The 14075-nt window shown below is 71.2% G+C and carries 14 protein-coding genes; 1 reads left to right on the top strand and 13 read right to left on the bottom strand.

What is annotated here, in order from left to right; all coding sequences use genetic code 11:
• The 13 genes from ACFF45_RS33905 to pyrR all read right to left on the bottom strand — a co-directional run.
• Nucleotides 1–67, bottom strand: a 67-nt coding sequence (locus tag ACFF45_RS33905) for an S-adenosylmethionine synthetase N-terminal domain-containing protein (RefSeq protein ID WP_306434313.1), incomplete at its 3' end; no start/stop codon positions are given.
• A gap of 237 nt (nt 68–304) precedes the next feature.
• Nucleotides 305–1510, bottom strand: coding sequence for a bifunctional phosphopantothenoylcysteine decarboxylase/phosphopantothenate--cysteine ligase CoaBC (coaBC, locus tag ACFF45_RS33900; RefSeq protein ID WP_381350812.1), 1206 nt, complete (start codon nt 1508–1510; stop codon nt 305–307).
• A 113-nt stretch (nt 1511–1623) separates the two neighbouring features.
• Nucleotides 1624–1896 (bottom strand): DNA-directed RNA polymerase subunit omega, encoded by a 273-nt coding sequence (gene rpoZ, locus ACFF45_RS33895; RefSeq protein WP_381350811.1) that lies wholly within the window; start codon nt 1894–1896, stop codon nt 1624–1626.
• A 77-nt stretch (nt 1897–1973) separates the two neighbouring features.
• Complete coding sequence (gene gmk, locus ACFF45_RS33890) at nt 1974–2531, bottom strand: guanylate kinase (RefSeq protein WP_381350810.1); 558 nt, start codon at nt 2529–2531, stop codon at nt 1974–1976.
• Nucleotides 2532–2592: 61 nt separating this feature from the next.
• Complete coding sequence (locus ACFF45_RS33885; protein WP_189901270.1) at nt 2593–2916, bottom strand: integration host factor; 324 nt, start codon at nt 2914–2916, stop codon at nt 2593–2595.
• Between the two features lie 288 nt (nt 2917–3204).
• Entirely contained in the window at nt 3205–4047 is an 843-nt protein-coding gene (gene pyrF / locus ACFF45_RS33880; protein ID WP_381350809.1) for an orotidine-5'-phosphate decarboxylase, read from the bottom strand.
• Nucleotides 4044–5150, bottom strand: coding sequence for a quinone-dependent dihydroorotate dehydrogenase (locus ACFF45_RS33875; RefSeq protein ID WP_381350807.1), 1107 nt, complete (start codon nt 5148–5150; stop codon nt 4044–4046). Before ACFF45_RS33875 ends, pyrF begins: the two co-directional genes overlap by 4 nt.
• A 50-nt stretch (nt 5151–5200) precedes the next feature.
• Nucleotides 5201–8509, bottom strand: a complete 3309-nt coding sequence (gene carB, locus ACFF45_RS33870; RefSeq protein WP_381350806.1) for a carbamoyl-phosphate synthase large subunit — start codon at nt 8507–8509, stop codon at nt 5201–5203.
• On the bottom strand, nt 8502–9644 hold the full coding sequence (carA, locus tag ACFF45_RS33865) for a glutamine-hydrolyzing carbamoyl-phosphate synthase small subunit (protein ID WP_381350805.1): 1143 nt from the start codon (nt 9642–9644) through the stop codon (nt 8502–8504). Before carA ends, carB begins: the two co-directional genes overlap by 8 nt.
• A complete protein-coding gene (locus ACFF45_RS33860) occupies nt 9641–10210 on the bottom strand; it encodes a PH-like domain-containing protein (RefSeq protein ID WP_381350804.1) in 570 nt (189 codons plus the stop codon). The genes carA and ACFF45_RS33860 overlap by 4 nt, the downstream gene beginning before the upstream one ends.
• Complete coding sequence (locus ACFF45_RS33855) at nt 10207–11493, bottom strand: dihydroorotase (RefSeq protein ID WP_381350803.1); 1287 nt, start codon at nt 11491–11493, stop codon at nt 10207–10209. The genes ACFF45_RS33860 and ACFF45_RS33855 overlap by 4 nt, the downstream gene beginning before the upstream one ends.
• Before the next feature lie 5 nt (nt 11494–11498).
• Nucleotides 11499–12482, bottom strand: coding sequence for an aspartate carbamoyltransferase catalytic subunit (locus ACFF45_RS33850; protein ID WP_381350802.1), 984 nt, complete (start codon nt 12480–12482; stop codon nt 11499–11501).
• 103 nt (nt 12483–12585) lie between these two features.
• Complete coding sequence (gene pyrR, locus ACFF45_RS33845; RefSeq protein WP_381350801.1) at nt 12586–13146, bottom strand: bifunctional pyr operon transcriptional regulator/uracil phosphoribosyltransferase PyrR; 561 nt, start codon at nt 13144–13146, stop codon at nt 12586–12588.
• Nucleotides 13147–13422: 276 nt separating this feature from the next.
• On the opposite strand from pyrR, the gene bldD reads away from it, so the two are divergent.
• Complete coding sequence (gene bldD, locus ACFF45_RS33840) at nt 13423–13926, top strand: transcriptional regulator BldD (protein WP_030166512.1); 504 nt, start codon at nt 13423–13425, stop codon at nt 13924–13926.
• The last annotated feature ends 149 nt before the right edge of the window (nt 13927–14075 follow it).

The following is a 14075-nucleotide window of genomic DNA, read 5'->3' as shown; positions in this document are numbered from 1 at the left end:
TCTGATCAGCGATCTTGTCGGGGTGACCCTCGGTCACGGACTCCGAGGTGAACAGGCGACGGGACACAACGCTCCCTGGGGTTGCAGCGGCTGCTGGCTGATCATGGGTGGACGGCACGGGGGCTGCGCCCGACGACGTCCGACGACAGTTTATCGGTCGCTCTGCGCCACGGGGTCACCGTCTCGCCTCTCGGGAGCCCTGGTGGCCTGCGGCACGGGCATTCTGCCCAATGCGCGGCGACGTTGGCCAGGGGCGCCACACCCGGATGTGCGGGTCCGGGAGCGCGCGCGGCCCGTGCGCCGCTCAGGCCAGGCGCTGCGCCACGAGGTCCCAGACCGTGTCGGCCAGCGCTTCTTTGGGTCCGTAGGGCACGGGGGTCTCACTGCCGTCGGCGCCCAGCACCACCGCTTCGTTCTGCTCTGAGCCGAAGGTCTTGCGCTCGCCGACCTCGTTCACCACGAGCAGATCGCAGCCCTTGCGCTCCAGCTTCCGGCGGCCGTTGGCGAGGACGTCGTCCGTCTCGGCGGCGAAGCCGACGATCACCTGTCCCGGGCGGGCGCGGTCCGCGGAGATCTCCGCGAGGATGTCCGGATTGCGGACGAGCACGAGGGGCTCGGGCTCCTGGCCGTCCCGCTTCTTGATCTTCCCGGCCGCGTACGCCGCCGGGCGGAAGTCGGCGACGGCCGCGGCCATCACGACCGCGTCGGCGTCCGCGGCCGCCTTCAGCACCGCCTCGCGCAGCTGCCCGGCCGTTCCGGCCTGGACGACGTCCACGCCCGCCGGGTCGGGCAGCCCGGTGGTGTTCGCGGCGACCAGGGTGACGCGTGCGCCGCGCGCGGCGGCGGTGCGCGCGAGCGCGTAGCCCTGCTTGCCGGAGGAGCGGTTGCCGAGGAAGCGGACCGGGTCGAGCGGCTCGCGGGTGCCGCCGGCGCTGACCACCACGTGGCGGCCCGCGAGGTCCGGCTCGACGGCACCGCGGGCCAGCACCCGGCGGCAGACCTCGAAGATCTCGGCGGGGTCGGGCAGCCGGCCCTTGCCGGTGTCGGCGCCGGTGAGACGGCCGACGGCGGGCTCGATCACGACCGCGCCCCGGCGGCGCAGTGTCGCCACGTTGTCCTGGGTGGCCGGGTGCTCCCACATCTCGGTGTGCATGGCGGGGGCGAAGACGACCGGGCAGCGGGCGGTGAGCAGGGTGTTGGTGAGCAGGTCGTCGGCGAGGCCGTGGGCGGCCCTGGCGAGCGTGTCGGCGGTGGCCGGGGCGACGACGACCAGGTCGGCCCGCTGGCCGATGCGGACGTGGGGCACCTCGTGGACGGCGTCCCACACCTCGGTCGAGACCGGGTTCCCGGAGAGCGCGGACCAGGTCGCCGCGCCGACGAAGTGCAGCGCGGAGGCGGTGGGCACGACCCGTACGTCGTGGCCGGACTCCGTGAACCTCCTCAGCAGCTCACAGGCCTTGTACGCGGCGATGCCGCCGCTGACCCCCAGAACGACCCTCGGCTTGTCCACCGTCGTCTCTCCCCGAACCTCGGAAACGTGCAACCACCCCCATGAGACACCACAGGCCCGGCAGACGTGCTGCCGGGCCTGTGGAGAAGTCAGCGGTGAGCCGACGATATGACTTACTGACCGGGACCCTCGACGGCCTCGGAGGTCAGCAGCCCCGCGTTGATCTCGCGCAGGGAGATCGAGAGCGGCTTCTCGTGCACGTGGGTGTCGACGAGCGGACCGACGTACTCGAGGAGGCCCTCGCCGAGCTGCGAGTAGTACGCGTTGATCTGGCGGGCCCGCTTGGCCGCGTAGATCACGAGGCTGTACTTCGAGTCGGTGGCCTCGAGGAGCTCGTCGATCGGCGGGTTGATGATGCCCTCGGGCGCGGAGATGGAAGAGGACACGCTCTACCTTCCGATGGATGGGAAAGAATCAGTCGGGACGACCGGGCTGCCCGGCCTCGCGGGACGACCAGCCTCGATCACACAACCTCCATCAAGGCTAGCAGCTCACGCGCCACGTCCTTGACGGAGGTGTTGACCAGGGTCTCGTCGAACTCCGGCTCCGCCGCCAGTTCGACCTTCGCAGCGGCGAGCCGGCGGTCGATCACCTCGGGCGGCTCGGTGCCCCGGCCGGTGAGCCTGCGCACCAGCTCCTCCCAGGAGGGCGGAGCGAGGAACACCAGCTGGGCCTCGGACATCGACTCCCGCACCTGCCGGGCACCCTGGAGGTCGATCTCCAGCAGGACGGGCTCACCCTTCTCCAGCCGCTCCAGCACGGCCGCACGCGGCGTGCCGTAGCGGTTGCCGGCGAACTCGGCCCACTCCAGCAGCTCGCCGTTGGCGATCAGCTTGTCCATCTCCTCGTCGGTGACGAAGAAGTAGTGGACCCCGTGCTGCTCGCCGGGGCGCGGCCGACGGGTCGTCGCCGACACCGAGAGCCAGACCTCGGGGTGCTCCTTGCGCATATGGGCGACGACCGTGCTCTTGCCGACCCCGGAGGGTCCGGAGAGCACGGTCAGCCGCGGACGTTCACTCATGCAGCGATTATTCCAGCTGTCCCGGAGTGCCCGGGACCAGTCCCAGGAGCCCTCCCGGATGTCAGGAGCCGGCGCCGCCGAACTCGCGCTCGAGGGAGGCGATCTGGTTGGAACCGAGGCCACGCACGCGGCGGCTCTCGGAGATGCCGAGTCGCTCCATGATCTGCTTGGCGCGGACCTTGCCCACGCCCGGCAGGGACTCAAGGAGGGCGGAGACCTTCATCTTGCCGATGACGTCGTTCTCCTGGCCCTGCTTGATGACCTCGTGAAGGGAGGCGCCGGAGTGCTTGAGTCGATTCTTGACCTCGGCCCGCTCCCGGCGAGCCGCGGCGGCCTTTTCGAGCGCGGCTGCGCGCTGTTCGGGGGTAAGGGGCGGAAGAGCCACGCCTACGTCACCTCGGATGTCGAACTGTCGGATACGGACCGGTGAGGAACCTAGTCGCCCCACACCTGGGGAGCCGCGAGCAACACACTCGCCCGCTCTCCCCCACTGCCTTGAGGGCGTGGGAGGCACCCCCACACGTCGGAGACTAGCGGTCAAGTCCGCCAGAGTCAGCGAGAACAGCGGAAAAGTCCTGGTCAGCCTCTGTCAGGACAGGATATTCCAGACATATTGCCCTTGATGTGAGGATGTATCCAGCCTCAAGCCGGCACCGAACTCCTGGTCGGGGCCTCAGGCCGGCGCCACCGCGGCCCGGATCTCCTCCGCGAAACGCTCCGCGGCGGCCCGCAAGGAGGCCACGTCCGGGCCGTGCCGCAGCACACCACGGCTGACGTTCGGCACGACGTTGCGCACGGCGGCCCCGAAGACGGCCGGGAGGTCGGCCGCGGTGGCGCCCTGCGCGCCGATCCCGGGGGCGAGCAGGGGACCGTTGACGGCGAGGTCGAACGAGGACAGGTCGCCGAGCGTGGCGCCGACCACCGCGCCGAAGGAGCCCATCGGCTCCTGGCCGGCGTTCTCGGCCGCGAGGTGGGCCAGCATGGTCGCGCCGACGGTACGGCCGTCGCCGCGCACGGCGCGCTGGACCTCCGCGCCCTCGGGGTTCGAGGTCAGCGCCAGCACGAACAGACCGGCGCCGTTCTCCCGGGCCAGCTCCACGGCGGGCTTCAGCGAGCCGTAGCCGAGGTACGGCGACACGGTCAGCGCGTCGGAGAACAGCGGGGCGTCCCGGTGCAGGAAGGACTCGGCGTACGCGGCCATGGTGGAGCCGATGTCACCGCGCTTGGCGTCCATGACGACCAGGGCGCCGGCCGCCCGCGCCTCCTCGACGGACTTCTCCAGCACGGCCACGCCGCGCGAGCCGAAGCGCTCGAAGAACGCGCTCTGCGGCTTGAGGACCGCGACCCGGTCGGCCGTCGCCTCGACGACCGTGCGGCTGAACCGCTCCAGGCCGGCCACGTCGTCGCCGAGCCCCCAGTCGGCGAGCAGGGCGGCGTGCGGGTCGATGCCGACGCAGAGCGGGCCGCGCTCGTCCATGGCGCGGCGCAGCCGTGCGCCGAAGGGCTCCCAGCTCACGCGGCCTTCCTCACGTCGGCGCCGACGGCGTCGGCGAGCGTGGCGTACGGGCTCGTGCGCAGGCGCGCGGCGAGGCCCTTGTGGATCGCGCGGGACCAGAACGGGCCCCGGTAGACGAAGGCGCTGTAGCCCTGCACCAGGGTGGCGCCGGCCAGGATGCGCTGCCAGGCGTCCTCGGCGTCCTCGATGCCGCCGACGCCCACCAGGGTGATCCGGTCGCCCACGCGCGCGTACAGCCGGCGCAGCACCTCCAGGGAGCGGGCCTTGAGCGGGGCGCCGGACAGGCCGCCCATCTCCTTGACCAGCGCGGGCGCGGACGTCAGACCGAGTCCGGCGCGCGCGATGGTGGTGTTGGTGGCGATGATCCCGTCCAGTCCCAGCTCGACGGCGAGGTCGGCGACCGCGTCGACGTCCTCGTCGGCCAGGTCGGGGGCGATCTTCACCAGCAGCGGGACCCGCCGGGCGGCGGCGGTCCGGTCGGCCGCCTCGCGGACGGCGGTCAGCAGGGGGCGCAGCTGGTCGGCCGCCTGGAGGTCGCGCAGCCCGGGGGTGTTGGGCGAGGAGACGTTCACCACCAGGTAGTCGGCGTACGGCGCCAGCCGCTCGGCCGACTTCACGTAGTCGGCGACGGCCTCGGCCTCGGGGACCGCCTTGGTCTTGCCGATGTTGACGCCCACCACGGTCCGGAAGACCGGCTCGCGGGTGGCCAGGCGGGCGGCGACGACCAGCGAGCCGTCGTTGTTGAAGCCCATGCGGTTGATCAGCGCGCGGTCCGCGACCAGCCGGAACAGCCGCTTCCTCGGGTTGCCGGGCTGCGGCTCCCCCGTCACGGTGCCGATCTCCACATGGTCGAAGCCGAGCATCGACAGGCCGTCGATGGCGACGGCGTTCTTGTCGAAGCCGGCGGCGAGCCCGAACGGGCCGTGCATGCGCAGGCCGAGGGCCTCGGTGCGCAGCTCCTTGTGACGGGGGGCCAGCACGGCCGCGAGGAAGGTGCGCAGCACGGGGACGCGGGCGGCCACGCGGATCCAGCGGAAGGCCAGGTGGTGCGCCCGCTCCGCGTCCATGCGCCGGAAGACGAGACGGAAGAAGAACGTGTACATGTGTCCTCACGAAGAGGGGGACACCGTTTTCGGTGTCCCCCTGCTGGGTGCTAGTCGCGGGCCGCGGTCAGGAGTTCCGCGTGTTCCTGGAGCGATCGGACGCCCACGCCTCCGTGGTTGAGCGCGTCGATGCCCTGGACGGCGGCGGCCAGCGCCTGGACCGTGGTCAGGCAGGGCACGGACCGGGCCACGGCCGCCGTACGGATGTCGTAGCCGTCGAGGCGGCCGCCGGTGCCGTACGGGGTGTTGACGATGAGGTCGACCTCGCCGTCGTGGATGAGCTGGACGATGGTCTTCTCGCCGTTCGGGCCGGTGCCCTCGGACTGCTTGCGCACGACGGTGGCGTGGATGCCGTTGCGCTTGAGCACCTCGGCCGTGCCGGACGTGGCGAGCAGCTCGAAGCCGTGCGCGACCAGCTCACGGGCCGGGAAGATCATCGAGCGCTTGTCGCGGTTGGCGACCGAGATGAAGGCGCGGCCCTTGGTGGGCAGCGGGCCGTAGGCGCCGGCCTGCGACTTGGCGTAGGCCGTGCCGAAGGCGGAGTCGATGCCCATGACCTCGCCGGTGGAGCGCATCTCCGGGCCGAGGACGGTGTCGACGCCGCGTCCGGAGGTGTCCCGGAAGCGGCTCCAGGGCATCACGGCCTCCTTCACGGAGATCGGCGCGTCCAGCGGCAGCTCACCGCCGTCACCGTGCGCGGGCAGCAGGCCCTGCGCGCGCAGCTCGGCGATGGTCGCGCCGAGCGAGATCCGGGCGGCGGCCTTGGCCAGCGGCACCGCGGTCGCCTTCGAGGTGAAGGGGACCGTGCGCGACGCGCGCGGGTTGGCCTCCAGGACGTACAGGATGTCGCCGGCCATGGCGAACTGGATGTTGATCAGGCCGCGCACGCCGACACCCTTGGCGATCGCCTCCGTGGAGGCGCGCAGGCGCTTGATGTCGAAGCCGCCGAGGGTGATCGGGGGCAGGGCGCACGCCGAGTCGCCGGAGTGGATGCCGGCCTCCTCGATGTGCTCCATCACGCCGCCGAGGTAGAGCTCCTCGCCGTCGTACAGCGCGTCGACGTCGATCTCGATCGCGTCGTCCAGGAACCGGTCGACCAGTACCGGGCGGGAGGGGCTGATCTCGGTGGACTCGGCGATGTAGGACGACAGCCGGGTCTCGTCGTAGACGATCTCCATGCCGCGGCCGCCCAGCACGTACGACGGCCGGACCAGGACCGGGTAGCCGATCTCGTCGGCGATGGCCTTGGCCTCGGTGAAGGTGGTGGCCGTGCCGTGCTTGGGGGCCGGCAGCCCGGCCTCGGCCAGGACCTGGCCGAAGGCGCCGCGGTCCTCGGCGGCGTGGATCGCCTCCGGGGGCGTGCCCACGATCGGCACGCCGTTGTCCTTCAGCGCCTGCGCCAGGCCCAGCGGGGTCTGGCCGCCCAGCTGCACGACCACGCCCGCGATCGGGCCGGCCTGCTGCTCGGCGTGGACGATCTCCAGCACGTCCTCCAGCGTGAGCGGCTCGAAGTACAGCCGGTCGGAGGTGTCGTAGTCGGTGGAGACGGTCTCCGGGTTGCAGTTGACCATCACGGTCTCGAACCCGGCCTCGCTCAGCGCGAAGGAGGCGTGCACGCAGGAGTAGTCGAACTCGATGCCCTGGCCGATACGGTTGGGGCCGGAACCCAGGATGATCACCGCGGGCCTCTCACGCGGCGCGACCTCGGTCTCCTCGTCGTAGGAGGAGTAGAAGTACGGCGTCTTCGCGGCGAACTCGGCGGCGCAGGTGTCGACCGTCTTGTAGACCGGGCGGATGCCCAGCGCGTGCCGCACCTCACGCACGACGTCCTCGCGCAGGCCGCGGATCTCGCCGATCTGCTGGTCGGAGAAGCCGTGCCGCTTGGCCTCGGCCAGCAGGCCGGCGGTCAGCTCGGGCGCCTGGGCCAGCTCGTCGGCGATCTCCTTGAGCAGGAAGAGCTGGTCCACGAACCAGGGGTCGATCTTCGTGTACGCGAAGACCTCCTCGGGCGTGGCGCCCGCGCGGATCGCCTGCATGACGGTGTTGATCCGGCCGTCGGTCGGGCGGACGGACTGCTCCAGCAGCGCGGACTTGTCGCCGGGCTCGCCCACGAAGGTGAACTGGCTGCCCTTCTTCTCCAGCGAGCGCAGCGCCTTCTGGAACGCCTCGGTGAAGTTGCGGCCGATGGCCATGGCCTCGCCGACCGACTTCATGGTGGTGGTCAGCGTGGAGTCCGCCTGCGGGAACTTCTCGAAAGCGAACCGGGGGGCCTTCACGACCACGTAGTCGAGCGTGGGCTCGAAGGAGGCCGGGGTCTCCTGCGTGATGTCGTTCGGGATCTCGTCGAGGGTGTAGCCGACGGCGAGCTTCGCGGCGATCTTCGCGATCGGGAAGCCGGTCGCCTTGGAGGCGAGAGCCGAGGAACGCGACACGCGCGGGTTCATCTCGATGACGATCACCCGGCCGTCCTCGGGATTCACCGCGAACTGGATGTTGCAGCCACCGGTGTCGACGCCGACCTCGCGGATGATCGCGATGCCGACGTCGCGCAGCACCTGGTACTCGCGGTCGGTCAGCGTCATCGCCGGCGCGACGGTGATCGAGTCGCCGGTGTGCACGCCCATCGGGTCGAAGTTCTCGATGGAGCAGACGACCACGACGTTGTCGTGCTTGTCGCGCATCAGCTCCAGCTCGTACTCCTTCCAGCCGAGGATGGACTCCTCCAGGAGCACCTCAGTGGTCGGCGACAGCGTCAGGCCCTGCCCGGCGATGCGGCGCAATTCCTCCTCGTCGTGCGCGAAGCCGGAGCCGGCGCCGCCCATGGTGAAGGACGGGCGGACGACGACCGGGTAACCGCCGAGCGTCTCCACACCGGCGAGGACGTCGTCCATGGAGTGGCAGATCACCGAGCGGGCGGACTCGCCGTGCCCGATCTTCTTGCGGACCTCCTCCACGACGGCCTTGAACAGGTCGCGGTCCTCGCCCTTGTGGATGGCCTCGACATTGGCGCCGATGAGCTCGACGCCGTACTTCTCCAGCGTGCCCGCCTCGTGCAGCGAGATCGCCGTGTTCAGGGCCGTCTGGCCGCCCAGGGTGGGCAGCAGCGCGTCGGGCTGCTCCTTGGCGATGATCTTCTCGACGAACTCCGGGGTGATCGGCTCGACGTAGGTGGCGTCGGCGATCTCCGGATCGGTCATGATCGTCGCCGGGTTGGAGTTGACCAGGATGACGCGCAGGCCCTCGGCCTTGAGCACGCGGCACGCCTGGGTGCCGGAGTAGTCGAACTCGGCGGCCTGGCCGATGACGATCGGGCCGGAGCCGATGACCAGGACGGACTGGATATCGGTGCGCTTAGGCACGCTGGCCCTCCATGAGCTTCACGAAGCGGTCGAACAGGTAGGCGGCGTCGTGCGGGCCCGCTGCCGCTTCGGGGTGGTACTGAACGCTGAAAGCCGGCTTGTCCAGGAGCTGGAGCCCCTCCACCACGTTGTCGTTGAGACAGACGTGGGACACCTCGGCGCGGCCGTAGGGAGTGTCGGAGACCTCCTCGAGCGGGGCGTCGACGGCGAAACCGTGGTTGTGCGCGGTGACCTCGACCTTGCCGGTCGTACGGTCCTGCACCGGCTGATTGATACCCCGGTGACCGTACTTCAGCTTGTAGGTGCCGAAGCCGAGGGCGCGGCCCAGGATCTGGTTGCCGAAACAGATGCCGAACAGCGGCGTGCCACGCTCCAGAACCGCCTGCACGACCGAGACCGGGTGGTCGGCCGTGGCCGGGTCACCCGGGCCGTTGGAGAAGAACACGCCGTCGGGATCGACGGCGTACACGTCCTCGACGCTCGCCGTCGCGGGCAGCACGTGCACCTCGATACCGCGCTCGGCCATCCGGTGCGGGGTCATCCCCTTGATACCGAGATCGACCGCCGCGACGGTGAACTTCTTCTCGCCGATCGCCGGGACGACATACGGCTCGGCGGTGGCGACCTCCGCCGACAGGTTCGCGCCCTTCATCTGCGGGGCCTGCTGGACGCGGGCCAGCAGCGCGGCGTCGTCCCGGACGGCGGCGCCGCTGAAGATGCCGACGCGCATGGCGCCGCGCTCGCGCAGGTGGCGGGTGAGCGCGCGGGTGTCGATGCCGCTGATGCCGACGACGCCCTGGGCGGCCAGCTCCTCGTCCAGCGTGCGCCGGGAGCGCCAGCTGGACGGCACGCGCGCGGGGTCGCGCACGACGTAGCCGGAGACCCAGATCTTCCTGGACTCCATGTCCTCGTCGTTGACGCCGGTGTTGCCGACGTGCGGGGCGGTCATCACGACCACCTGGCGGTGGTAGGACGGGTCGGTGAGGGTCTCCTGGTAGCCGGTCATGCCGGTGGAGAACACGGCCTCGCCGAAGGTCTCCCCCACGGCCCCGTAGGCACGGCCGCGGAAGATCCGGCCGTCCTCCAGGACGAGTACGGCGGGGACCTTCGTGGTTCCCCCTGTGGAGGTCGTCATCGTTCGGCGCCTTCCGTGGTGCTGGTGGTGATCATGGAGTTGATTGCGTCGGCCCACTCGTTGTGCTCGGCCGCGCGGTCGGAGCGGAACCCGGAGTCGATCAGCCGGTCGCCGTGCTGCCAGGTGACGATCAGCAGTCCGCCCTCGGTGAGGACCTTGCCCGCGATGCCCTTGTCGAGCCGGGCCTCGCGCAGGGCCGCCGCGGGGACGAAGAAGTCGGTCGCGCCGGGGCGTACGACGTCCAGTCCCGCGTCCGTCAGGGTGAGCTCGACCCTGCTGCGGGTGCCCAGGCCGTGCGCCACGATGCGGTCCAGCCACTGACCGGCGGTGGTGGAGCCGTGGTAGCGGCCGGTCAGGGTCAGTCTCACCCGGCCCGGCTCGCTCGGCGCGGTGGGCAGCTCGGGCAGGTCGCCCTGGAGCGTGCCGCGCCACTTCCAGCCCTCGCGCATCAGCCAGTAGACGAGCGCGACGAACAGGGCGAGGCCGACGACCCAGCCGACGCGGGCGGCCCAGTCGGTCACTTCCGCCGATTCCTTCTCGGCGGCCAGCAGGATTACAGGTGTCACGTGAGCTTCCCGTCGACGAGCGTGGCCTTGCCCCGGAGCCACGTGTGCGTGACACGGCCCGGCAGCTCACGTCCCTCGTAGGGGGTGTTGCGGCTGCGCGAGGCGAAGCCCGCGGGGTCCACTGCCCCACGGTATGCCGTGTCGACGAGGGTGAGGTTGGCGGGCTCACCTGCCGAGACGGGGCGTCCGTGCCCCGTGGCCTGCCCGATCCTGGCCGGCGCGAAGGACATGCGGTCCGCGACGCCGGCCCAGTCGAGCAGCCCGGTGTCGACCATCGTCTCCTGGACCACCGACAGCGCGGTCTCCAGGCCGACCATCCCCATCGCGGCGGCGGCCCACTCGCAGTCCTTGTCCTCGTGGGGGTGCGGGGCGTGGTCGGTGGCGACGATGTCGATCGTGCCGTCGGCCAGCGCCTCGCGCAGCGCGCGCACGTCCCGCTCGGTGCGCAGCGGCGGGTTCACCTTGTAGACCGGGTTGTAGCTGCGCACCAGCTCGTCGGTGAGCAGCAGGTGGTGCGGGGTGACCTCGGCGGTGACCCGGATGCCGCGGGACTTGGCCCAGCGCACGATCTCCACCGAGCCGGCGGTCGACAGGTGGCAGATGTGCACGCGGGAGCCGACGTGCTCGGCGAGCAGCACGTCCCGGGCGATGATCGACTCCTCGGCCACCGCGGGCCAGCCGCCGAGGCCCAGCTCGGCGGAGACGACGCCTTCGTTCATCTGGGCGCCCTCGGTCAGCCGCGGCTCCTGCGCGTGCTGGGCGACGACCCCGTCGAAGGCCTTCACGTACTCCAGCGCCCGGCGCATGATCACGGCGTCGTCGACGCACTTGCCGTCGTCGGAGAAGACGGTGACGCCGGCCGCGGACTCGTGCATGGCGCCCAGCTCGGCGAGCTTCCTGCCCTCCAGGCCGACGGTGACGGCGCCGATCGGCTGCACGTCGCAGTAGCCGTGCTCCCGGCCGAGCCGGTAGACCTGCTCGACCACACCGGCGGTGTCCGCGACCGGGAAGGTGTTGGCCATGGCGAACACGGCGGTGTAGCCGCCGGAGGCGGCCGCGCGCGTGCCGGTCAGCACCGTCTCGGAGTCCTCGCGGCCGGGCTCGCGCAGATGGGTGTGCAGGTCGACCAGGCCCGGCAGGAGCACCTTGCCGCCGGCCTCGACGACCTCGGCACCCTCGGCCGGCAGGTCCCGGCCCACGGCGGCGATCCGGGAACCCTCGACCAGCACGTCCTGCGGCTCGCCGCCGAGCACCTTCGCACCACGGATCAGGATCTTGCTCATCTGTCTTACTTCTCCTCGGTACGGGCGGTGGTGGCGGTGGTGGCGGGCTCGTTCCCGCCGAGCAGCAGGTACAGCACGGCCATCCGGATGGAGACCCCGTTGGCGACCTGCTCGATCGCGGTGCAGCGGTCGGAGTCGGCGACCTGGGCGGTGATCTCCATGCCCCGGACCATCGGGCCGGGGTGCATCACGATGGCGTGCTCGGGCATCCGCGCCATCCGGTCGCCGTCCAGGCCGTAGCGGCGGGAGTACTCGCGCTCGGTCGGGAAGAACGCGGCGTTCATCCGCTCGCGCTGCACCCGCAGCATCATCACCGCGTCGGACTTGGGCAGGGTGCTGTCGAGGTCGTAGGAGACCTCGCAGGGCCAGGTCCCGACGCCGACCGGCAGCAGGGTGGGCGGGGCCACGAGGGTGACCTCGGCGCCGAGGGTGTGCAGCAGGTCGACGTTGGAGCGGGCGACCCGGCTGTGCAGGACGTCGCCGACGAGGGTGACGCGCCGGCCGGCCAGGTCGTGGCCGAGTCCGGCGTCCCGGCCGACGAGGCGGCGGCGCATGGTGAACGCGTCGAGCAGGGCCTGGGTGGGGTGCTGGTGGGTGCCGTCGCCCGCGTTGATCACGGCCGCGTCGATCCAGCCGGAGTTGGCGAGCCGGTAGGGGGCGCCGGAGGCGCCGTGCCGGATGACGACCGCGTCGACGCCCATGGCCTCCAGGGTCTGCGCGGTGTCCTTCAGGGACTCGCCCTTGGACACCGAGGAGCCCTTGGCGGAGAAGTTGATGACGTCCGCGGACAGCCGCTTCTCGGCGGCCTCGAAGGAGATCCGGGTGCGGGTGGAGTCCTCGAAGAAGAGGTTCACCACGGTGCGGCCGCGCAGGGTCGGCAGCTTCTTGATCGGCCGGTCGGCGACCCGGGACATCTCCTCGGCGGTGTCGAGGATCAGGACGGCGTCGTCGCGGGAGAGGTCGGCGGCCGAGATGAGATGGCGCTGCATCTGTCAGGCTCCGTAAGGCAGTTCAAGCGGGAGAATTCGGGCAACCGGGTGCGCGCCGGGCGCGCCGATCCGGCGCACGGCGGCAGCCGTACGCCTCCGGTTGCTACTGGGCGGTCTGCTTCACGCCGAGCAGCACGGTGTCGCGACCGTCCTCCTCGGCGAGCTGGACCTTGACCGTCTCCCGCAGCGACGTGGGGAGGTTCTTGCCGACGTAGTCGGCGCGGATCGGCAGTTCGCGGTGGCCCCGGTCGACGAGGACCGCGAGCTGCACCGCGCGGGGGCGCCCGATGTCGTTCAGGGCGTCGAGGGCGGCGCGGATGGTGCGGCCGGAGAAGAGCACGTCGTCGACGAGGACGACCAGCTTGCCGTCGATGCCGTCACCGGGGATCTCGGTGCGGGCCAGCGCACGCGGCGGGTGCATGCGCAGGTCGTCGCGGTACATGGTGATGTCCAGCGAGCCGCACGGGACCTTGCGCTCGGTGATCTCTTCGAGCTTGGCGGCGAGCCGCTGCGCGAGGAAGACGCCCCGGGTCGGGATGCCGAGGAGCACCACGTCGTCGGCGCCCTTGGCGCGTTCGACGATCTCGTGGGCGATGCGGGTCAGCACCCGCTCGATGTCGGGGCCTTCGAGCACGGGCCGCGCATCGGACGCTTGTGTGTCCATACGAAACGGACCTCCTTCTCCGCCTCACGGGACGGACCTTAAAGGACGTCGGGATTGCGCCATCCACCGTAGCAGGCCGCCGCGACACCCCGGATCACCCCCCTCGGGGGTACGGAATCACCCGCTCGGCGCAGTCGGCCGGCCCCGGCGAGGAAGAGTCGGTGCGGACCATTCGGCTTGACGCGGCAGAGTAACGCTGCGTAACCTCACAGTGAGTTACCAGCCGCGCGGCGTGGAATCGCTCCAGCCGCGTCGACACAGTGTCCGGGGAGCCATATGTCCAGCGAATACGCCAAACAGCTCGGGGCCAAGCTCCGGGCCATCCGCACCCAGCAGGGCCTTTCCCTCCACGGTGTCGAGGAGAAGTCCCAGGGACGCTGGAAGGCGGTCGTGGTCGGGTCCTACGAGCGCGGCGACCGCGCCGTGACCGTGCAGCGCCTTGCCGAGCTGGCGGACTTCTACGGCGTTCCCGTGCAGGAGCTCCTCCCGGGCACCACCCCGGGCGGCGCCGCCGAGCCCCCGCCCAAGCTGGTCCTGGACCTGGAGCGGCTGGCCACGGTGCCGGCCGAGAAGGCGGGCCCCCTGCAGCGGTACGCGGCGACGATCCAGTCGCAGCGCGGTGACTACAACGGCAAGGTGCTCTCCATCCGCCAGGACGACCTGCGCACCCTTGCCGTCATCTACGACCAGTCGCCCTCGGTCCTCACCGAGCAGCTGATCAGCTGGGGTGTGCTGGACGCCGACGCGCGCCGCGCGGTCGCCTCGCACGAGGAGGGCTGAGCGCTCGCGCGCCTCAGCAGAAACGTGCCGCCGGGGTGGCCGGAACTTCACGGTTCCGGCCACCCCGGCGGCGTTCCGGGCGCCCGGTGCGCCGCCGGGGCAGCCATGGACACCCGAGGGACGCGCGAACGCCGGGGGGGCGCAGCGCG

The organism is Streptomyces cinereospinus (assembly GCF_042430725.1).
Classification (GTDB): Bacteria; Actinomycetota; Actinomycetes; order Streptomycetales; family Streptomycetaceae; genus Streptomyces; species Streptomyces cinereospinus.
This window is presented reverse-complemented; position numbering and strand designations above follow the sequence as displayed.

What these genes read in the sequence shown, in the direction of transcription:
- gmk (WP_381350810.1), bottom strand. Translation starts at nt 2,531, where the DNA reads ATGAGTGAACGTCCGCGGCTGACCGTGCTCTCCGGACCCTCCGGGGTC.
- ACFF45_RS33875 (WP_381350807.1), bottom strand. Translation starts at nt 5,150, where the DNA reads ATGTACACGTTCTTCTTCCGTCTCGTCTTCCGGCGCATGGACGCGGAG.
- carA (WP_381350805.1), bottom strand. Translation starts at nt 9,644, where the DNA reads ATGACGACCTCCACAGGGGGAACCACGAAGGTCCCCGCCGTACTCGTC.
- ACFF45_RS33855 (WP_381350803.1), bottom strand. Translation starts at nt 11,493, where the DNA reads ATGAGCAAGATCCTGATCCGTGGTGCGAAGGTGCTCGGCGGCGAGCCG.
- ACFF45_RS33850 (WP_381350802.1), bottom strand. Translation starts at nt 12,482, where the DNA reads ATGCAGCGCCATCTCATCTCGGCCGCCGACCTCTCCCGCGACGACGCC.
- pyrR (WP_381350801.1), bottom strand. Translation starts at nt 13,146, where the DNA reads ATGGACACACAAGCGTCCGATGCGCGGCCCGTGCTCGAAGGCCCCGAC.
- bldD (WP_030166512.1), top strand. Translation starts at nt 13,423, where the DNA reads ATGTCCAGCGAATACGCCAAACAGCTCGGGGCCAAGCTCCGGGCCATC.